This window comes from Paenibacillus sp. LBL (assembly GCF_029893715.1).
GTDB classification, from domain to species: domain Bacteria; phylum Bacillota; class Bacilli; order Paenibacillales; family Paenibacillaceae; genus Paenibacillus_AQ; species Paenibacillus_AQ glucanolyticus.
In genome coordinates this window covers 104,655-124,952 of record NZ_JARXYU010000011.1, presented here as the reverse complement: position 1 = coordinate 124,952, position 20,298 = coordinate 104,655, and the positions used below count along the sequence as shown (strand labels likewise).

General features: G+C 47.3%; 14 protein-coding genes and 2 pseudogenes. 4 read left to right on the top strand and 12 right to left on the bottom strand.

What is annotated here, in order from left to right; all coding sequences use genetic code 11:
* Positions 1-3: 3 nt before the first annotated feature.
* Positions 4-744, bottom strand: a complete 741-nt coding sequence (locus tag M2277_RS21405; RefSeq protein ID WP_006207222.1) for a Bax inhibitor-1/YccA family protein — start codon at positions 742-744, stop codon at positions 4-6.
* Positions 745-1,125: 381 nt separating this feature from the next.
* Positions 1,126-2,013 carry an SMI1/KNR4 family protein gene (locus M2277_RS21400; protein ID WP_006207224.1) on the bottom strand — a complete coding sequence of 296 codons (888 nt, stop codon included), beginning with the start codon at positions 2,011-2,013 and terminating at the stop codon, positions 1,126-1,128.
* Between the two features lie 775 nt (positions 2,014-2,788).
* On the opposite strand from M2277_RS21400, the gene M2277_RS21395 reads away from it, so the two are divergent.
* On the top strand, positions 2,789-4,234 hold the full coding sequence (locus tag M2277_RS21395; protein WP_006207226.1) for a DEAD/DEAH box helicase: 1,446 nt from the start codon (positions 2,789-2,791) through the stop codon (positions 4,232-4,234).
* 152 nt (positions 4,235-4,386) lie between these two features.
* Here the strand turns inward: M2277_RS21395 and mqo are convergent, their stop codons facing one another.
* Positions 4,387-5,892 carry a malate dehydrogenase (quinone) gene (gene mqo, locus M2277_RS21390; protein ID WP_006207227.1) on the bottom strand — a complete coding sequence of 502 codons (1,506 nt, stop codon included), beginning with the start codon at positions 5,890-5,892 and terminating at the stop codon, positions 4,387-4,389.
* A gap of 769 nt (positions 5,893-6,661) precedes the next feature.
* On the opposite strand from mqo, the gene M2277_RS21385 reads away from it, so the two are divergent.
* Positions 6,662-7,750, top strand: coding sequence for a DUF1648 domain-containing protein (locus M2277_RS21385; protein ID WP_280755487.1), 1,089 nt, complete (start codon positions 6,662-6,664; stop codon positions 7,748-7,750).
* Between the two features lie 323 nt (positions 7,751-8,073).
* On the opposite strand, the gene M2277_RS21380 is transcribed toward M2277_RS21385, so the two are convergent.
* Positions 8,074-11,220 (bottom strand): hybrid sensor histidine kinase/response regulator, encoded by a 3,147-nt coding sequence (locus M2277_RS21380; protein ID WP_006207230.1) that lies wholly within the window; start codon positions 11,218-11,220, stop codon positions 8,074-8,076.
* A 273-nt stretch (positions 11,221-11,493) separates the two neighbouring features.
* Between M2277_RS21380 and M2277_RS21375 the strand changes: the two genes are divergently transcribed.
* A complete protein-coding gene (locus tag M2277_RS21375; RefSeq protein ID WP_280755486.1) occupies positions 11,494-12,348 on the top strand; it encodes a hypothetical protein in 855 nt (284 codons plus the stop codon).
* A gap of 310 nt (positions 12,349-12,658) precedes the next feature.
* Here M2277_RS21375 and M2277_RS21370 read toward each other — a convergent pair whose 3' ends face one another.
* The 5 genes from M2277_RS21370 to M2277_RS21350 are packed head-to-tail and all read right to left on the bottom strand — an operon-like array spanning position 12,659 to position 16,957.
* Entirely contained in the window at positions 12,659-13,447 is a 789-nt protein-coding gene (locus M2277_RS21370) for an AAC(3) family N-acetyltransferase (RefSeq protein ID WP_006207232.1), read from the bottom strand.
* 53 nt (positions 13,448-13,500) lie between these two features.
* On the bottom strand, positions 13,501-14,802 hold the full coding sequence (locus M2277_RS21365; RefSeq protein WP_006207233.1) for a glycosyltransferase family 2 protein: 1,302 nt from the start codon (positions 14,800-14,802) through the stop codon (positions 13,501-13,503).
* Complete coding sequence (locus tag M2277_RS21360) at positions 14,795-14,938, bottom strand: hypothetical protein (RefSeq protein ID WP_006207234.1); 144 nt, start codon at positions 14,936-14,938, stop codon at positions 14,795-14,797. The genes M2277_RS21365 and M2277_RS21360 overlap by 8 nt, the downstream gene beginning before the upstream one ends.
* Before the next feature lie 50 nt (positions 14,939-14,988).
* Positions 14,989-15,864 (bottom strand): GGDEF domain-containing protein, encoded by an 876-nt coding sequence (locus tag M2277_RS21355; protein ID WP_040680072.1) that lies wholly within the window; start codon positions 15,862-15,864, stop codon positions 14,989-14,991.
* On the bottom strand, positions 15,854-16,957 hold the full coding sequence (locus M2277_RS21350) for a hypothetical protein (protein WP_006207236.1): 1,104 nt from the start codon (positions 16,955-16,957) through the stop codon (positions 15,854-15,856). The genes M2277_RS21355 and M2277_RS21350 overlap by 11 nt, the downstream gene beginning before the upstream one ends.
* A 399-nt stretch (positions 16,958-17,356) precedes the next feature.
* Here M2277_RS21350 and M2277_RS21345 point away from each other — a divergent pair.
* Positions 17,357-17,794, top strand: a pseudogene (locus M2277_RS21345) (aldehyde dehydrogenase family protein); the annotation flags it as partial.
* A gap of 228 nt (positions 17,795-18,022) precedes the next feature.
* On the opposite strand, the gene M2277_RS21340 reads toward M2277_RS21345, so the two are convergent.
* From M2277_RS21340 to M2277_RS31775, 3 genes and pseudogenes are all read right to left on the bottom strand, one after another.
* Complete coding sequence (locus M2277_RS21340; protein WP_006207239.1) at positions 18,023-19,393, bottom strand: hypothetical protein; 1,371 nt, start codon at positions 19,391-19,393, stop codon at positions 18,023-18,025.
* Positions 19,394-19,597: 204 nt separating this feature from the next.
* Entirely contained in the window at positions 19,598-19,999 is a 402-nt protein-coding gene (locus tag M2277_RS21335; RefSeq protein ID WP_006207240.1) for an S-layer homology domain-containing protein, read from the bottom strand.
* Between the two features lie 6 nt (positions 20,000-20,005).
* Positions 20,006-20,056: pseudogene (locus M2277_RS31775) on the bottom strand (S-layer homology domain-containing protein); the annotation flags it as partial.
* Between the last annotated feature and the right edge of the window lie 242 nt (positions 20,057-20,298).

Genomic DNA, 20,298 nt, shown 5'->3' with positions numbered 1-20,298 from the left:
GCGTTAATCCCGATTCGCCAGCTTCGAGAGCAAGCGGATGATTTCAATATACAGCCATACGAGGGTAACCAAGAGACCGAAGGAACCGTACCACTCCATATATTTGGGTGCGCCTTGCTGTGCTCCCTCTTCGATGAAGTTAAAGTCGAGCACGAAATTCAGTGCAGCTATGATGATGATGACAATCGAAATCCCGATGCCGATCGGGGTGCTGTCATGAAGGTAAGGCACGGCTACACCAAACAGGCCCAGAACCATACTAAGCAGATATACAAGCGCAATGCCGATCGTGGCTGCAATAATTCCCTTTTTGAAGCCTGGGGTCGCCCGGATCAGACCTGTCTTATAAGCGAGCAGCATGCCCAGGAATATGCACATCGTCAGTAAGGCCGCCTGCAGCGTGATTCCATAGTACAGATATTCGTAATGTGCGGACAATGCCCCAAGGAAGAAGCCTTCCAGAACCGCATAGATTGGTGCCAAATACGGTGCTGCCTTCGGCACAAAGCTGATGACCAGCGCCAGGACAAAACCGCCTATCGCTCCGCCGATCATGAACGGGAATACCTCATACCCGTTGAAAAACATCACCCACGAAATGACCGCTGCCCCGATCAGCAGCGCGAGCAGCATGAACGATTTGTTCACCGTTCCGCCAATCGTCATCGTTTCCTGGTCATTGTAATACCCACTCTTCTCAAACGTTTCTTCCTTGAGTATTGGATTCCCACTGCGCCCTATCAAAATAAATGCCTCCCTAACGTTTCTGTTTTGTTTACATTTTAGCATAGGTTGGAATATTTTAGGACATGAAAAAAATTGCATTACGCATGGGTGGATCTGCAGCACTACCCATGGTGCTGGTAAAATCCGTGGATTTGAAAATCATGTTGCTCCTCGTCTGCAACCCAGACCATCAATCGTCTGTGTACAAAACACCGATCTTCCTTCATGTTGCTATCAAACTCCATGAATGCATGAACGGCTTCCTCCACAGGCTCAGTTTACATCAATTTATGGTTCATAACGCAAAAGGCCCTACTTCCTCTATACAGTTACAGAGAAGTTGGGCCTTTTTGTAGAGGCATTTTCTTGCGTTGTAAATCGAATGTTTCTGGATATTTGCTACCCCTTACTCACCAATCCGTTAATGAAGGCCTCGAAGTTTACGGCAAGCCGGGTGATCTTGTAATCCTGTCCTTTATCCACATGGATAACCTCGGGCTCCCCGTCGTTGCCGGATGAACGGTAATCCAGCATGACGACCTCGGATTCTGAAGGACAGTCACATATGACCACGCCAACCTCCGGATAACCGCCCGTCTCAATCATAAATCGGCTGCCTAAGCTTCCGGCCAATGATTTTTTCTTCTCTCGTCCAATTCCCAGAATACCGGAAATCTCAATGGCGTCTTTTCCCTCAGCTGTTGCTTCTCCCAGAGGGAAATACCGATTGTGGGGAATCCCCCCATTATGTAATTTCATCATATTTACGTAAGATGCGGGCAGTTTGAAGACCAGTGCTTCCTCCACCGACTCAATTACATCATCTGTCGGCGGGGCTGAAACATATTTCTCTGCCGCAGGGGCGCTATCATTCCAAAAGCTCAGCACGTCAGGATCCGTATAGGCCATAACCGCAGATTCCACTACAGGCTTCGGAGCAGTTTTGTTTCGAATCCATTCCAGAAACTCTAAAGTATCCTCATCACCGGGCTCCAAGTGATCAGCCACTTCAAACGCTCTCCGGGCGTCCTCATATTGCTCCAGATAGTAATAAGCAAGACCTATGCGGTAATGCCACAGCGGATCATCCTTACCCTCTTCTGCAATCAGCAAGAACTGCTCAACTGCCTCTTCATAACGCTCAAGATTACTCATCGCTCTGCCCAAATGGCTGATCAGCACATAATCCCGTTCTTCTGCGGGAATTTCCATAATGGCATCGACAATTTCTTCATATTCATCCTCTTCATGCCACTCTTCCAGCTGCTCCAAAAGCTCCTCACTCATCGTTCATGCCTCCCACTCTAATCATTCTTTCTGAGATTATACCATTCCAGCCTGTCCCTCTCCAGAGGGCGAGGATGTTAAACATCGTTTAGAACGATTGGAACCATCCAAGCCCCAGACCATTATGGAATGGCCAGAAGATATAATTGATGACTCATTCTATCCTAAAGACATCATCCCGATTTCAGAGGTTCTCCAGAAAGGTACGGCCGTTCCCTTTATAATACTGAAGAATGATCCGGACTTTCGAAGACCTGTATATGAAGAACACTGGCATAGCACCTATTGGGGTGGCCGATGGAGCTACATGCCTATGCGCATACATTATGCGCTTCACCGATTATTCACAACATATGACATCGGAATCTCCAGCGAATTAGACTTTAAGCAAAATGTAGGCATTGAGTTCCCCGTGTTCCAGAATAGAACGGACCTTGATCTATATATCGTTGTTTTTCAGACAACGGTTACATATGTGTACACACATGGCAATCAAATCGTTCTCAGTGGGAAGCCTTCACGGGACGGGGTCCAGGTAATATCGATAAAAACGAGCGCTTTACGACCTTTTGATCTAAATAAAAAACTGCTCGTTCAATTAGCAACTGCTCAAGGCCATGAACTGGACTACTCCCTCATTGTCTATGAACCCCCTGATTTCTGGATAAAACAAATACAACCGAAAGATTCGGAGTATAATAGATAGGTATACGATAAATGCATGGTATAAGCCTGTATAAATAGGTATTCGAATATAACGTAGAAGAGGTTAATGATGAGCGACAAGCGTTTTACAGATTATCCATTAAGTGAAGAGATTAGGAGAGCGCTCGATAGTCTTGGCTACACGACACCAACCGAGGTGCAAACAGAGGTCATACCCGTTGCGCTGGAGAAACGGGATCTTGTTGTCAAATCCCAGACCGGCAGCGGCAAAACCGCCGCCTACGGCATTCCGCTCTGTGAGCAAGTGGAATGGAATGAGAATAAGCCGCAGGCCTTAATCCTAACCCCCACCCGTGAACTTGCCCTACAGGTCAACGAGGACATTACGAATATTGGACGCTTCAAGAGAATCAAGGCGACTCCCTTGTATGGGAGACATCCCTTTCATATGCAAAAAGCCGAGCTCAAGCAAAGAACGCATATCGTTGTAGGCACGCCGGGGCGGGTGCTGGACCATATAGAGCGCGGATCGCTGTCACTGGATCGGATCTCGCATCTCGTCATCGACGAAGCGGATGAGATGCTGAACATGGGCTTTATTGAGCAGGTACAGTCGATCATTCAAGCCCTCCCTCGCAACAGGGTGACCATGCTGTTCTCGGCTACGTTTCCCGAGGATGTGGCTAAACTCGCCCACAAGTACATGAATCACCCGGAGCAGATCGAGATTAAGGCAAGCGGGCTCACAACTGCGACGATTGACCACGCTCAGGTCCAGGTCAAAGAGGCGGATAAACTCGCTGTTCTGCAAAATCTGCTTATCACCACGAATCCAGACAGCTGCATTGTGTTTTGCCGGACACAAGAGCATGTAGATACCCTATTCCGGGCGCTGGCTGATCTCGGGTACCCGTGTGATCGAATTCATGGCGGCATGGAGCAGGAAGAGCGTTTCGAAGTGATGCACGCATTCCGACGAGGGCAATTCCGCTATCTCATTGCGACCGACGTTGCTGCCAGGGGGATCGACATCTCCAATATCACTCATGTCATCAACTACGATATCCCGCTGGAGAAGGAAAGCTACGTACACCGCACAGGACGTACGGGGCGAGCCGGCCAGACCGGCAGTGCTATTACCCTCGTCACCCCAAGGGATTCCGGGAGATTAGCCGATATCGAAGCGTATATTGGCTTTGCTATTCCGAAGATGACCGCTCCCTCTGAAGAGAAGGTTGATGAATGCCGGGAAGCGTTCGAACGCAAGCTGAATATTCGGCCTAAGCTGAAAAAAGACAAGCGTGAGCAGCTGAACCAGCAGATCATGAAGCTTAATTTCAATGGCGGCAAGAAGAAAAAGCTTCGCGCCGTGGACTTCGTTGGAACGATTGCGAAGCTGGATGGGATCACCGCGGATGACATCGGGATCATTACCATTTTTGATTTTGTGACCGATGTGGAGATACTCAATGGCAAAGGTCCTATGGTACTCGAGATGATGCAGAACACCACAGTGAAAGGCAAGCTGCTCAAGGTACGTAAGGGAAATAAATAAATGATTACACCTGGGCTGCCCCTTCGCAAGTTGGAAGCGGCAGCCCTTCTAAATAAATAATCCCCCCGGTCGAATCGGGGTTTTTTTATGCAAAAAAAAGAGCAGAACCTGGTTGTTCTGCTCTCCTGTGATGCTTATTGGACTAATGCCCCTTAACGCGCGATTTGAAGCTTCGAATTACTGTTCAGACCGAGCGCCTGCGCGGTGGAAGCGTGCATATCTTGAATAAGTTCCGGATTCTCCGATAGCGACAAGCCATAGGAAGGAATCATTTCCCTTATTTTCGGCTCCCACGCTTTAACATGCTGCGGGAAGCATTTTTCGACAACCTCCAGCATAACCGAAACAGCGGTGGAAGCCCCTGGAGAAGCGCCCAGCAAGGCTGCAATCGATCCGTCAGCGGCGCTAACCACTTCCGTACCGAATCGAAGCGTTCCTTTACCGCCGATATCCGTATCTTTGATTACCTGCACACGTTGACCGGCCACCAACATATCCCAATCTTCGATCTTGGCATTCGGGATAAACTCGCGCAGCTCTTCCATGCGCTTTTCTTTGGACAACATGACTTGCTGGACCAGGTATTTGGTCAATGACAGGTTCTTGGCACCTGCGGCCAGCATCGTCAGCACATTATTCGGTTTGATCGAACCAAATAAGTCAAACATGGAACCGGTCTTCAGGAACTTTGGCGAGAAGCCGGCAAAAGGTCCGAAGAGCAGCGATTTCTGATGATCAATGAATCGGGTGTCCAGATGCGGAACCGACATCGGAGGCGCACCCACCTTCGCTTTGCCATATACTTTGGCATGATGCTCCGCTACAACCTCAGGATTGTTACAGACCATGAACAGTCCGCTGATCGGGAAGCCTCCGGTATGTTTTCCCTCAGGGATACCGCATTTTTGAAGCAGTGGCAGACTTCCGCCGCCGCCGCCGATGAAGACGAATTTGGCGGTATGGCGCTCGACTTGACCGTGATCATTCCGCACTTTCAATTCCCATGAGCCATCGCTCGTGCGTTTGATATCATCCACGCTATGCTTGTATTTGATATCGGTGTTCTGATTCTTTAAGTGCTCGAACAGCATGCGCGTTAAAGCGCCAAAGTTAACGTCCGTACCCGAGTCACTTTTCGTGGCCGCTATGGGCTCATTCGATGTACGGTCTTTCATGATCAGCGGAATCCATTCCATCAGCTGTTTCGGGTCATCGGAGTACTCCATCCCTTGAAACAGAGGGTGATTGGACATCGTTTCATAACGTTTTCTCAAATACGCGACATCTTCTGCCCCTTGCACTAAACTCATATGAGGCAATGGCATGATAAAATCTTGCGGATTACGAATCAGATTGGCATTCACCAGATAAGACCAAAACTGCATAGAAACTTGAAACTGCTCATTCACGTCTATCGCTTTGCTAATATCTACAGAACCGTCCGGTCGTTCAGCTGTGTAGTTAAGCTCGCACAGCGCAGCATGCCCCGTCCCCGCATTATTCCATTCGTTAGAGCTTTCTTCCCCTGCGCTTGCCAGCTTCTCAAACACAGTGATTTTCCAGTCCGGCACCAATTCCTTCAGCAATGTTCCCAGAGTCGCACTCATAATTCCGGCACCAATTAAAATAACGTCTGTTTCGGTTTGTCGGTTGCTCATGTTTACCGTCCTTACACGTTAATATTTGAAGAAAAGATGTAGGCGCTCTCATTCAAGACAGTGTACATCCCTTCCCGGTCAAAAAAAATATGATATTTCTATTATATGATAGTTATATGCTATTTAAAAGCCGTTAAATTATTTCAGGCCTTCTCCAAGTTCCCCTCCAAAACGAACGTTGCCAATGCTTTTATACAAAATGGGGGATCTCTGGGAAACACGGACCTTTTTCGCTTCCATTATGTCACATTTCGTCGTGTTATGTACGGAGAAGACAATTAGTGTTTTTTAAGTCCTCTTACTATGCGCATAAGAAACAGAACATCGGTTTACCCAAGGTTGGCAATAAAACTTGATTTCAAATATATTGATGTAAATGCATCAGAGGACAGATTACGAAGAAATCCTATATAATAATCTGAAACTGGAGCCCTATATGTGTCTGTTACTGTTTTGTTTTGTACCCTCAGATCTCCATTCATAAGTTGGGGTGTAATAAGCTCTAAGCCAAGCATAAGGATTAGCAGATATGTTTAGTTGGTATCTAATGCTCATATTTGTATCTTTGACTGCATATAGTCCACGGGTCTCATTCGTCGGATAAAGTGTCAGATGTTCATTATTATTCAGCGTTATTCCCCGCCAAGCATATTGAGGCTTAATAATACCATCATCTGAGATCTGCATTGGAATAATTCCTTCTTCAATTATGTTATAAGGGTTATAGAGTTTTCGAATACACAATTATGTATAAGAGGAGGCGAATGATATGACGATAATGCCTGTTATAGTAATGGTCTTTGTATTTGTACCTACCATTGTACTCATGGTAAGCATGCCTTATTTAACAAGAGAGACGATTAGTTTTGGGGTCACCGTCAGCGCTGTACAATTCCACAGTGAGCCTTTGCGCCAGATGCGGAAGTCATATGCCAGGATTAGTGCTACCTTGCATACCATCCTATTCATTGTTTGTATCATCTGCCTAATATACGGTGATGAACATTCCAAGCAACAAAGTTGGATCATTGTCACTTATTCACTCGCCATGGTCGTAATCTCCCAAATCATAAACATTAGCTATCATTTCAAAATGAAAAGGTTACTACCTATGCTGCCTATTGCTCCGGAACCATCGATCATGGCAGTGGACACTGGATTTCGGAAAAGAAACATTGGGTTGTCTAGTTATTGGTTCCTCATTCATGTTTTAATTATTGTTGTTAGTATTGTAACTGTGCTACGCAACTACGATCTGATTCCTGATCAGATTCCGATCCATTACAACAGCAGTTGGAACGTGGACCGCTATGCAGCTAAATCTTATAGTTCTGTGTTTATGCCTACGATAGTGCAAGTGTTCATAACACTTTTGTTCATATTTGAGAATTGGAGTATTCGCAGAGTGAAGCAGCAGGTTCAACCCACTGATCCTGACCGTTCCATCAGACAAGACGTAACTTTCCGCCGTACTTGGTCATGTTTTATGATTACAGCAAGCTTCTTAATAGTTATCCTGTTTTCCGTCGTGCAACTAAACATGATGTCTCTGCTTAACATCAATTTCGCTATCCCCATTATCCTAATCATAATAGCCTTTATCATCCTATACGCCTTCGCCTTATCGTTCTGGGCTGGTCAGGGCGGAAGCCGCTTGGAACGATCTGCCAATTACTCCAATGTCAGACCTGTCCATGATGATGATAAATGGCTATTAGGTATGATTTATTTCAATCGCAAAGATCCAAATCTAATCGTCGAGAAAAGGTTCGGAGTCGGCTGGGGATTAAATTTCGGTCACCCAGTAACCTGGCTGATTTGGCTCGGAATTATTGTACTGTTAGTTGTGGTGCGGTAACAAGGCTTGGAGGTTAATACTCACCGGAGTATTCAAGCTTTCAACATCCCGTTTATATACCAGGAAGTTGCGGCTGTCAGCTTAAAATCTTGTAATACAATAAGACCCACTCCAAGCTGTGCCTGGAGAAAAACGCAAGGAGTAGCTGCAGCATCCATAGATGAGATAGCGAAATTTGGCTTCGCACCTCAGATGATCCAATTTAGGATGCGGCAATATGCCAAACCAAGTCAGCGAACCTCCGTAGAGCCGCCCGCGTTCGAGCGAGTAATCATAAAAAAACGCAACCACACCGGGCTGCGTTTCAAACTGCTCTTACGTTGTCACTTCATTCCGAGACGCACATGAAAAGTTACCTCGGTCCCTTTACCTAACACACTCTGGATACGGAGTCCTGCTCCGAAATGCCGTTTTAACCGCTGGTCCGTATTGATCAAGCCGACGCCCGACCGATTCTCTGCTTTTCTATCCAATATTTGCTGCAATTTAGCTTCACTCATGCCGACACCGTCGTCTTGAACCGTTATCTCTGCATGCGTGGTTCGGACAGCAATCCGAATATGTATTTTACCTCCGCGCGTGCGCTTCATAATGCCGTGTCTGATCGCATTTTCCACTAAAGGCTGGATCGAAAGGAACGGAACTTTTAATTCCTCGCAGTCATCCAGCTCCCATACAACCTGCAGCCTGTCTTCAAACCGAACACTTTCAATGTAGACGTAAGATCGAATTAGACTCAGCTCCTCTTCAATCGGAACAAGTCCATCCGTATTCTGGAACCTGAATTTATACCTCAAAAAATGGCTGAACTCATCAAGCAAGGTACGCATCTTATCCAGATTCACGTCGCTTAGAGCGGTTACAGCACTTAATGCATTGAATAAAAAATGAGGCTGGATTTGAGCTTGCAGCCATGCCGCTTCGAGTCGTAGTTGTTCCCGGACCGTTTGTTTAATCGTGGTCAGCGCCTCGATCCGCGACCGGATCTCTATTGCTTCCACCGGCTTGGTCACATAATCGTTCGCTCCCGCCAAAAATCCGCTTTGGATATCCTTCGGCTGGCTTCTTGCAGTAAGAAGCAGCACCGGGAGCTCCGTGAGTGTAAAACGCTCGCGAATCCTTCGAGTCAGCTCATAACCGGACATCTGCGGCATCATAATATCGGAGATGACCAGATCCCATTCCTGAGCATCCAGAACAGCCAACACTTCTTTACCGCTGGTTGCCATTGTTACATCATATTCGTCAGGTGGCAATATGGCTTCTAGCACTTGCAGGTTGACGGGATCGTCATCCACAATTAACAGACGCGGGCGATCACGACTATTCTCGATTACAACCGGTTGTTTTGCAGCTGGCGGCATTCGTTCCACTTCTTCCAAGCCGGCTGCGGCTGTTTCCTGGATCGGCGTCCATCGTAATCCCACTGGCTCGAACGGGTTTGATCCGCTCTGCTCCTCCTCTGCGTTCATACCTGCCAGCTCTAACGAGAAGGTAAACGTCGAGCCCTCTCCCGGTGCAGAGGATACTTCTAAAGTACCTTGATGAAGCTCAATGAGCTGCTTGCTTATACTTAAACCTAACCCAAAGCCGCCTTCAATCATGGTCTCGCTAGCACTCGCTTGCTCATACGGAAGGAATAGACGCTTCAGCATGTCTTCATCCATTCCGATCCCCGTGTCAGCAATCACGATATAAGCTCTTCCGGAATCTGCAAATGCTTGAATCGTTATGTTCCCTTCATTCGTATATTTCACGGCATTGTGCAGCAAGTTGAACACGATCTGAATCACCCGGCTCTCATCCGCCATGACGGAAGGAAAATCTTCCGGAATCTGATTCAAGATGGCTACCGACTTCACTTCTGCGTTAAGCTGCAGCATATCGATGACGCCGGTCACGATAGGCTGAATCGATATGGTTTTTTTCTGCAGCCGCGGATTGCCTTCCCGTAAACTCATCACATCAATCAGATCATTTAAGATTAGGGTCAGCTGACGCCCTACAGCCAGAATCGTTTCAAGCTCTTTGATGCTCCTGTTTTGCAGCGAAGGGCGTTCCCTTTTCAGAACGGATTGAGACATGTTTAACATGCTATGGAGCGGGTTCTTAAATTCATGTGAGGTGTTTGCCAAGAACTGATCCTTATGGTCATTCACTCTTTGCAAGGTTGCGGCAAGCTCCCTGGTATTTGCATGCATGTTGAAATAACCCTTGAACCAGATCGAGGCCAGGCATCCCATCGAGATCACCAAATCAACCGGATAGTGGATCATACTCAAGCCGCTTTCCCGCCAGAATAACGACCATAACAGATGATGAACCAGTACGAGCATGGAACACAGCAATAACAGATGGTGTTTGATATCCTGGATGACTCTTTTAAAGATGGCCATGATTGTAATCACGACAGCTACAGCGGCCAACAAGAAATAAATCGGGAAGAGCATAATCACCTGATGGGGAGCCAGAAACATCGTAATGCCCGCAGTCCCCAGATTGATGGCCGTGTAAACAGGATACATCCTGCTCCAATAAGGAAGCTCCCGATGATTCGTGCATTCCAACAACGCATAACATCCGATGATGAATGCCATATTGGAAAGCCGGAAATCCCAATCGCTTCCAATGTAAAATAATTGGTGAAACAGCTTCTCATCGTTGCTGAATACGTTGCTGATGGTTATACATAGAGCCAGTAAAGAAAAATAAAGCAGTCTCTTTTCCCGATTTCCCAGCAAAAACAAAATGAGTGCATAGACAGAGTGCATAAGAAATATGACGGCCCCCAGCGTCTGCATCGAAACGGAAAGTTTCATTGCCCTTGCAAGAGCTTCCTCGGAACCGAATGTAACGGACCTGACAATGCCGCTGTTTCGACTATCCACATAATTTGCGGCCTGAATCACGAGTTCAATGACGCCGTTGTCGTCTGCCGCAAAGCTTGTGGAATAAGGTAGGTTCTTCGCTGTATATTCTTCCTTCACGTCCGCCACCTGCCCGGATTTGGCAAGCAATCGGCCGTTGACATATAACTCCGATGACGTACGCACGCTGGGTACGCGAATATTATAATTAGTAGCCTCTTCCGGATCTACAAGAATTCGCAGGCGATAGGATGCGAATCCATATGGAGTTGGCTTCTCGCCTTCACCAGGCAAAGCCTCATTCCATCCTCCGGGAACCGAGATCAGCCTCGGCTCCAGCTCGCCCGTTGCATGCTGCCGGCTGCTCCCTTGCAGCCATTGTGAAGGGTAAAACTCCCATTCCCCATCAAGCAACAGAATGCCGCCATCTTCAGCCTTCCAATCACGCAAATCCAATTGCCCGTTCTTTATGGGAACCTGTCGTTGATCAGGAAACCAATCCATCCACAATATGCGCATGCTCGATAGAACGATGATGAATAACCCTATCCATAACAGGATATGGCTCTTTCTTATTTGGTAGCTTGGCGGGTCCTTTACCAAGGAATATTCCTCTCCTAATCCATTCACTAATATAGGCGCTCACCCATAATCTACCACATCTAACATCGCGGTAGGAAGAAGGATTGAGATATCCTTGTGTCTATATTATGAAGCTATAATAGGCCCAGTCTGATGCTGCGCTCGGTTCCCCCGGATTCTATGAAGCGCTATCGCCATTTTCTATCCATTAAAACATAAAGAATATGGAAGATTATTCCGATACTATAAGGTAGAAAGAAGAGCAATGGGAATACATAGGATAGGGGTGCGTTAATGATGAAGATTCATAGCTCGACCCAACAAGACTTAAACCTATACATAAACTCAAAGCAGAATGCGGAGAAGCCTTCCCTGGTCACAGACATGATGCCCATAATTCCGCATAACACCGACAGCGTGGAGATCAGCCCGGCTGCCAGACAGTTGGCGGCATCGGATATTGTGAATCATTCGGCTGTCTATTTTGGAACCACTCAAATCAATGATTCGCTGAATCGTCTTCTCACCGATCAACCCCCGGAGGTGAAGGAAGCCGTTTACGGCATCATTCAGTCCAATTTCATTACAGACGTAACCGGAGAGACAGAACGAGCGGCGTTATTGGAATTAGGACTCACTCAAGCCCAGTATATGGCAGATAACTACATGGAAGATGACGAAGCAGCGGAATTCATGAATACGATCCGTCAAATCGGAGCCATCTCCCAAACCAGAACCGTGGATCCTAAGACAAATGAGGTCCATTACGAAACACCGCCGCAGAGGCCGGTTGGAGCCCCGGATGATTATATAGATCTAACCTATATGATGAAGAAATTTGAGCCGAGCACGCTGGACAAGCTGCAAGAAGCGATAGTGAACGGAAAAGATTGGAACAGCATCCTGCTGAACTTTGCCAAGAACGTATCGACTCGCAAGGATTGGGTGGAGGAATACCGGGAGGAAGCTGCACGACAGTTCGGGGACATCGCGGGTGAGAACAGATTCGAGCATGCCTCAACCGCCAGCTTGCCCGAGTTCGTCCAGGATATCAACAACATCATTGCCCAGACCGGATTCGAAAATAGTAAGTATCTGATAGACAATATGGAGGCTTTTAAACGAACATTAGGTATAATTTCTCCATAAAGACGGACTTAACTCTCCAGACGCACCAAGTCCAAACTTAAGGTGACCGATCTGCAAGCAGACGCCTTAGGATAGGGTTCACCTTAAATAAGAGCGCTACCTGACAGGTGAGCGCTCTTAAATTCCCTTTATTTTCAGCCGCTGGATGCTTCTCAAGGGTCAATTGATAGCATTCCAATAGGTCGTATCTTCGAAGGACGATTTTTTACATTTCCCGAAATCCTTGCCTTATGCCAAACCGATTTAATAGCGGCAGACAACTCAGGCTATCTCCTCTTTCGAATGTGAAAACGGATATATATCCTATGTATTATAAACGAACTCTTCCTTCAGCATGCTGACCCTCCAAGGGCTGATTATCCGAGAATAAATCCGGATTGTCCCTGAGCATCTCAGTCAGGATATCCGTCACCGCAGCTGCATCGCATACCCGAACAACGGCATCGCCAAACCGCCCCTTATGCATCGCGCCTTGACTTTCAAGGACCTCATCGACTTTCCAGAAATGCTCCGACCACGACAACCCGCAATGTCTGCGGGAAGGTACCGGAATTTCCGTGCCATCGGGTAAAACCGTGTACAGCTTCTCATGCCCATCCGTTAACCTGCCCGGTATGTCCACCCACTCTTCGATTCCATGAATAAAGGTGTTGCGCTTTAAATCGACCCCCACCAACAAAATGGTCGCCCTTCGGTCGAGCAGTTTCCCCCAGGAGGAACCCCTGGCGCACGGCGTATCGAAATGGTGATCGTCTCTTGTGAACGCTATGGAATCCCTGCCTAATGCGGCCACCGAATGCGTGGGGTGCAGCGAACGCACCACACCTGGACGTTTGCGAAAAAGTTCGGGCAGGATCCCGACGCACACAGGTGATTGATCCACGTAAAATTTCGGATGTTCCTCATTGATATAAGACCACGTATGAGTGGGCAGCACCAGCAGCCCCTCTTGCATGTGCGATGTAAACGCATCCAATACGGTGTCCGCGCCACCCTCGACCGGACCTATGCTTTTCATTGAAGAATGGATCAGCAGCGTCCCGGAGCCGTCAATGCCAAGCTGCTCCAACTGCTTCATTAAGCTCTCCATTGTGTGCATGTCCTTCCCCTCCTCCGGCCCATTATATCAGAACTTCTCCTGCAACGGTCCCCTCATCCAAATCGCTGCGTTTTGTACCACTTGGCTTTTCTCCCCGTCACTTTGTCTACAACAAAAGAATAGAGGGCCCGCAAGGAGATCAGCAGGAATAGCTGAGCATACGTGAAATACGATAGGCAGGAAAGAATAAAGTTCTGTATCGAGCTTTGCCCGACATCGGTTGCCAGCGCCAGATTGATCTGCAGTACAAAAAGGTAATACATCAATCCCCAGGCCACCATCAGATAAACATATACATCATCTGCAAACTGGAACGGTGACACCACATCCGGTTTGAATAGCGCGATCATCCAATAAACCAGATTGACGCCGATGATGATATCCGACACGATAATGGACAGTAAAAACCAGAAATAACTCGCCGCATAGTACAGTACATGAAGCTTAATGCGCCAGCTTGACCGATCAAACAAATGATGGATATTCTCCATCACAACGGAAAAGTTTCCTTTGGCCCAGCGTTCCCGCTGCTTCAAGTACACACTGAGTTGCTCCGGCTCCTGCTGATAAGCTTCTGCCTGGGGAGCCAGCGCGATGAGCTGTCCCCGGGTCATAATCTCGAAGGATATGGCCGTATCCTCCGTAATCGCCTCCGTATCCCAGCCGCCGATCTCACGGATCAGATCTGTTTTCACAATAAAATTCGTCCCCGGAATGGTTCCCAGCTTGAACAGCTCCCACAGTCCGGTATGATAGATTCGCTGAGCTGTAACCAGCTCCAGATTAATGCATTTGGAGAGAAAATTCTGCCCACGGTTTCTGGCCTTGTTCCGCCCGAAAACCGCTCCATAGGTTTTGGGGTCTTCCATTGCTTTCTCGATCAAAAAGTACAGTGCGTTCCGCTCCGGCGCCGCGTCAGCGTCAAAAATACAAATCCATTCATGTTTGGCAAACGCCAGCGCATCATTAAGCGCCCCCGATTTACCGCCCGTTCCTGAACGCTCAAATACCATGAAATCCCGGTCCCGATACGCTGCCTTGCTGTTCAGAGCCTTCAGTCTTCCAGCGGTGCCATCGCTGCAGTTATCGGCAATGACAATGAGCTGCACCTTATCCTTCGGATAATTCAGCCGCAGTATATGCTCCGCCGTTGCCGCGATCACCAATTCTTCATTGTGCGCGGGGACCAGAACGGTGACTTTGGGGAAATGTGCCATCTGATCCACATCGGGAATGGTCCATTCCTTACGGCTCTGTCTGAAAATAAACCGGACCGCTCCCCCCATTATCAGGATCGATTGAAACACCGCACCCCATATGCTGATAATACAAAACATTAATAATGCGTCAGCCACTGTTCTTCCTCCGGTCGTATCTTCGATTCACACGAACCCGAAGGCTCAGCGTTGCAATGAACAGCCCCAGAACCGCAAAGGCAAACATCAGGCTGACAATCTTGCATAACGGAACAAACCACGCAGTGTAAGACATCTATTACATCTCCTTCTCTGCCTGCTGCTTATTGAATAATGCGCAAAAATTCATATATATTCTCCGATCAAATCCGTCTCCGTGTTGCGTTCAAGTGCGGCAATGACGGCATCCGCATCTTCGTATTGACTGAATTGCTCCTTAGCAAAGACCAGGGCCCCTGTACGGATCACCAGATTCAGCTCCCCGCCTTTCCCGTCCTGAGACGGAATGTCTACCAGCGCGTGCCTAATCCGGTCTGTCAATGTCATTAAATACTCCTGGTCTGTCATAGGGAGCAGCACAATAAATCTTCCCCGGTCCAGGGCGAATTTGTAATCCTCGTAACGAATATGCTTCCGTATCCCTTCCGATAAGGAGGCGAGAAGTTGGGCATAGCCTTGTGAACCTAGGGATTCCTGCACCATCGGCAGAAATTCAATTTTAAACATGACCAGGCAGAAGTTATACGTATCTGAATAACGATTAGCGAGATTAGACTGCTTGATCAGCGTTTCCCTAAAAGCTTCCTTATTGCCTAGCGCGGTGGCTAAATCCACTTCCGGATTCTTTCGTTGCAGCTCCTCCAGCCGCTCCATTAGCCGCTTATTGCGAACCAGCCCGGTTTTGATGAATGCGGCAACGGCTACATTGGCTGGCAGCAGCCAGAGCCAGGAGACGGACAGCACATCGACCTTCGCATAAGTCGTAAGCCATACAAAATAAGCCACGATATATACAAAAATACAAACGACCGAGACCCCGGCAGGGGCCAGGAAGCCCAGCATCAGAGCCGCAAGGCAGCCAATGGCGAATCCCAGCTCCAGTAAGGTAAAGGATTGGTCTCTAAAGACATTGATATAGACCAGCAGCTCCTGCAGCACCGCTAAACCGATCAGAAGGGCGTATCCCCCGACTGCGCGTTGAACCCATCTTTTATTTTCCATGTCCACCTCGATCAATAGCATATTCCCCTAATAAAGGAAGCAAGTTATCAAAAACATGCGTGTTCTTCTCAAACACATACCCCCCAGGATAACGGGTATCTTTCCCTTTTAAGGTCTGCAGACGTTTGTTCAGCTTGACGGCAAAGGGCCTGTCCTCCATTTGGATAGCAAACATGATAGCGAGACCATAAACCGAGGAAGACTCGTATTTCACCACGGCCTTTCGGTCGGCGCGTCTATACTGTCCCGCGATCTTTCCCGTCTGCTTCAATTCCTGCTTGAGGAATTGAAGCAGCGACTCTTGGCTCCTTTGCGTTTCCCCGACATGCATAGCGACCAGCAGCTGATCAATTAAATTCACATTTTCATCATATGTATATTCCCCGTTTACCACATGATAAGCTTTGGGATAAAACACGCCGTCATCCGGCATCCCCTGCAGCAGGGAATGATAGCGATTGTACGTTTTCATATCCAGTATGCCTTCTTCCAAGAGCCTGCGCAGTGCTGAAAGATCCACATAAGCAAGACTCAGGGTGTCGGGCAGTTCCTCCGTGGAGAAATCGTAGAAATCCACCAGATACCCGTTCTTTTGTGACCGGCTTAACAAGGTTTCCGCAAGATCGCTGGCAGTCGCCGTCCATTCGGAGTGGCCCTTCCATATCCGGGAACCTTCCACCAGAGCCCCTATAATCCGCAAATCGTCACCAAGTGCGTTTGTGCTGACTTCCGCCCCACCTTCAGGATCTAGTTTCCATACAATATATTGACGATCTGCCGTAAAATAACGGGTTAATGCGTCATAACTCTTCTCAAATGCAACAAGGTCATGACTAGCCAGCGCCGCCTGCATCCAGAACCCAAGGGATTCGGAGAGAGCCTCTCGTCCCGCTGCCCATTCAGGATTGACCGATTCCGCTCCCTGTAAATAGGTAGCCATCGTGCCATTCGGGTTGATCATATTCATCGTAATAAACCGTTTCGTTACATTTTCCCCCTTGGCTTGGATCAAACTTTCTCCGATCCCCAAGGCTGCGCCTAACCATAAAACAAGTCCTATCCACAAGACCTTACGTCCACTTCGCCACTTCAAACCGCCGACCTCCATCCCCTAAGGAGCAATACTTTTATGCGGAAAAAAATCTTCACCCGAGGGTTCTCCCCCCCCTCGCGAATTGTATCATTCTATTCTGTACAAAAACTGTACAAGTTGAGGGCTTCCGAGATCGTAACGGCAAAAAAAGAGCCATCCTTGTACGATGGCCCGAAACGTTTCACCTTTATTTTAAAGAGGTTAGGGATTTTCACTAATTTGCTCCATAATTGGCGAATGATAATATAGCAGATTAATAATACGTCGTGCCATTTCAGAAGGCTGATCACCTACAAAGGACATTCGATTTTGAAAAATATCTTGTAACTCTCGAAGCAATGCTCGATTTATATCCGGAATTAGATCATCGCATACCAGTAAATCATAAGAGTACAAGGATTTATTGCCGAAGCAAAAACTACAGGTGTAGAAGTATTGCTGGATAGCAGACGTGAGGGAAATATTTTGACACCTGCCATATTCGGAAATGTGTTCCCTGACAGTCGTTTAGCACAAACTGAATATTTCTCACCGATTGTATCCATCATTAAAGCAGCATCAGATGAAGAGGCCATCGAAATTGCCAACAACACAGAATTTGGTTTGAGCTCAGCCATCTTTACAGCGGATTTGGAGAAAGGCGATCAGCTGGCAGCTGATTTGGAGTTTGGTATGACCCACGTGAATGACCAAACCGTCAATGCGATTGAAAATACACCATTCGGTGTTGTAAAAGGCTCAGGTATGGGCCGTTTCGGTAACCCTTGGGTGATCGACGAATTCACAGAAACCAAATGGGTTTCTATTCAAATAGAAGAACGAAAATTCCCGTTTTAATCCATACTATCCCTTATGAATGATAGGGAAAGTTTTATACTTCTAAAGCGATAAGGAGAACACCGTAATGGCGTTCTCCTTTATTTTGGGAGGCGGGAACTGGATGAAGCGCAGCTCCGAGCCCTCGCCGGGATACCTGCTAATCTCATTTTAATTGCCTTCATTTTCACTTCTACGGGGTAGCTACATTACGGGGGCCGTCCCCCAAGACCTTGAGTAATTTGTTTTTCAAGTTGGACTCAATTGCCATCTTGGTTCATCAATCAAGGGCTGCAGCTTCTGCTGGATCAATCTGCGCTCTTCCTGTTTCCATACATCTTCCAAAGATTCTTCCCATGCCTCTTCGTCAGCTAAATATCGGGCTAATTGCATCAGAGCATGATAGTCTCCTTCGTTATTGCAATGAACGGCAGCATGGCTGACAAATCGATAAAAGATCGCATGTTCAAGCAAATAATCGACCAGGTCCGGATCAGCCTCCTGCAATATCTTCTCGATGATCCGACCAGTCCCGTCGTACAGCTCTTTGGAGATCGTCTCTTGCATCAAGGCGGAGGCAAGTTCTCCTTTCACCGCGCAAGTATAGGCCAAATAACCATGTTGAACGGTGCTTTCGCAGCCCTTGGTCAGCAACCAGCGCTTTATTTCAGGCGTGGTTGCTTCAAGCTGCACCACCGCCTCGATTTTGCCCCATCCCTGAACGGACTGAGCAAGTTTCCAGATCAGCGGGTTGGGTTCTCGAGTACCACGAAGCAAGGCAGAAATAACGTACTCGGTGAATTCCTCATGCATGCCAATCGCGTACAAACGTTCCTTGAACGGTTCACAATTCGTATGACCTAGAACCATGACGGCGAATTTGACGACCTCTCGATGGGCGGCATGCTCGAGCAGCCATACGGCCTCTTGCTGCATAAGCGCTTCATCCAGATTCGCCTTCTCCAAGCGTTCGATGAACTCCCCTCCGTAACTGGCGAACCGGTCAAATATAATGTCCTCGTACGTGGCCTTTCGCGTCTTGATCGTAGGATGATGAAGCTGCTTCGCGAATCTATTAAGCAATTTTCTTGAAAAGAACGGCGTAGGCACATCATCTAAGTGCCGATCGGCATAACCGGCAGCCACCCGCGGATGATGGTCGCTATACACGTATTCGTCATCAGGCAAAGCATCATCCATCACGCGGTGGTGGATCTGAACTTGCTGCTCAATGAAAGGAACCAGCATTTCCTTATGATTCCACGGAAGAAAATCTAATTTGATTGACTCCTTCCATACGACGGCCCGACCCACTTTGACAACGCATTTGAATCGGATAAGACCTCCAAACCTGACCTTCACCTTCTGCTTCACGCCATCGCCTACATCAAGTGTGCCGGATAAGGTTGAATACGGCTTCAACTTCAAATAGAACATCAGATTCTTCTGCTTGCGGTCCACGATTTGCCCGTCCAGTATGAGCTGCTCTTCTTTCAGCGCGTGATGAATTTCGATCACATGCCCTTTATAATCGATGCTCCATGTTTTTTGAAATTCTTTTTCGATATCCTTCATGACGTTGCGGAGGATATGTTGCTTAAAGTCTTCGATAAAACCCAATGCTTCTTCTCTCCTTCGATCCCTTTTCAGACATTATACAATGTATCGTTGAAGAGTTGAGGGTACGCTTTTTTACCAAAATAATCTCTTACCTCCAAGGATGGATGCGGAACACACCTCTGACATCGTCATACTGGATCACATACGGTTCACAGCATCTATAGAGCTAAATTTAAAGGCATCCTCTTGGATGCCTTTCATTCTTTATTTTAAGTCATCTAACATGTTTAATAATATGGTTGCTGCCTCTGCTCTCGTAGTTTCGGCACGAGGGTTGAATTGGTTAGTACCCGTTCCTTGTATAATGCCATTATCCTTTAGAGCTGCCACTGCACCTTTAACCCAGACAGGAATTTCCTTGTCATCTCTGAAAGAAGTTATCGCGTTCTCTTCGTTCGGTAACTTGAGTGTCTTCGCAATCATCATCGCCATCTCAGCGCGCGTTATATTTCGATTCGGACCGAAGGTACCGTCTTCACAGCCCTTAATAATGCCCAGTTGTAGTGCTTGTGAGACTGCTTTCTGTGCCCATGCTCCGATCTCAGCCTTATCTGTGAATATCAGCTCCGATCCTGCTTCTTGCATCTTCAGCGCATTCATTAGCATGACTACAAATTCCGCGCGTGTCACGGCATGATCTGGCTTAAACTTTCCATCGGGATATGTACACCTTCGCGATCAAAGTCTTGCAAACCTCACATCTACGAAGACTGTTAGTTGCTCACACCATATTGCAAATCTATGATTACCTTCTAACTCGTAAAAAAATGTATGTGGAAGGTATTACAGTGGGCAACATTCATGTGGTAATATATAGAAAAATTATGGATGCCTACAAAAATTCACCTTTAGCTTCTCAACTATATTAAATTGAATTTTATTGTTGATCAGCCCGGCTGCGCCGT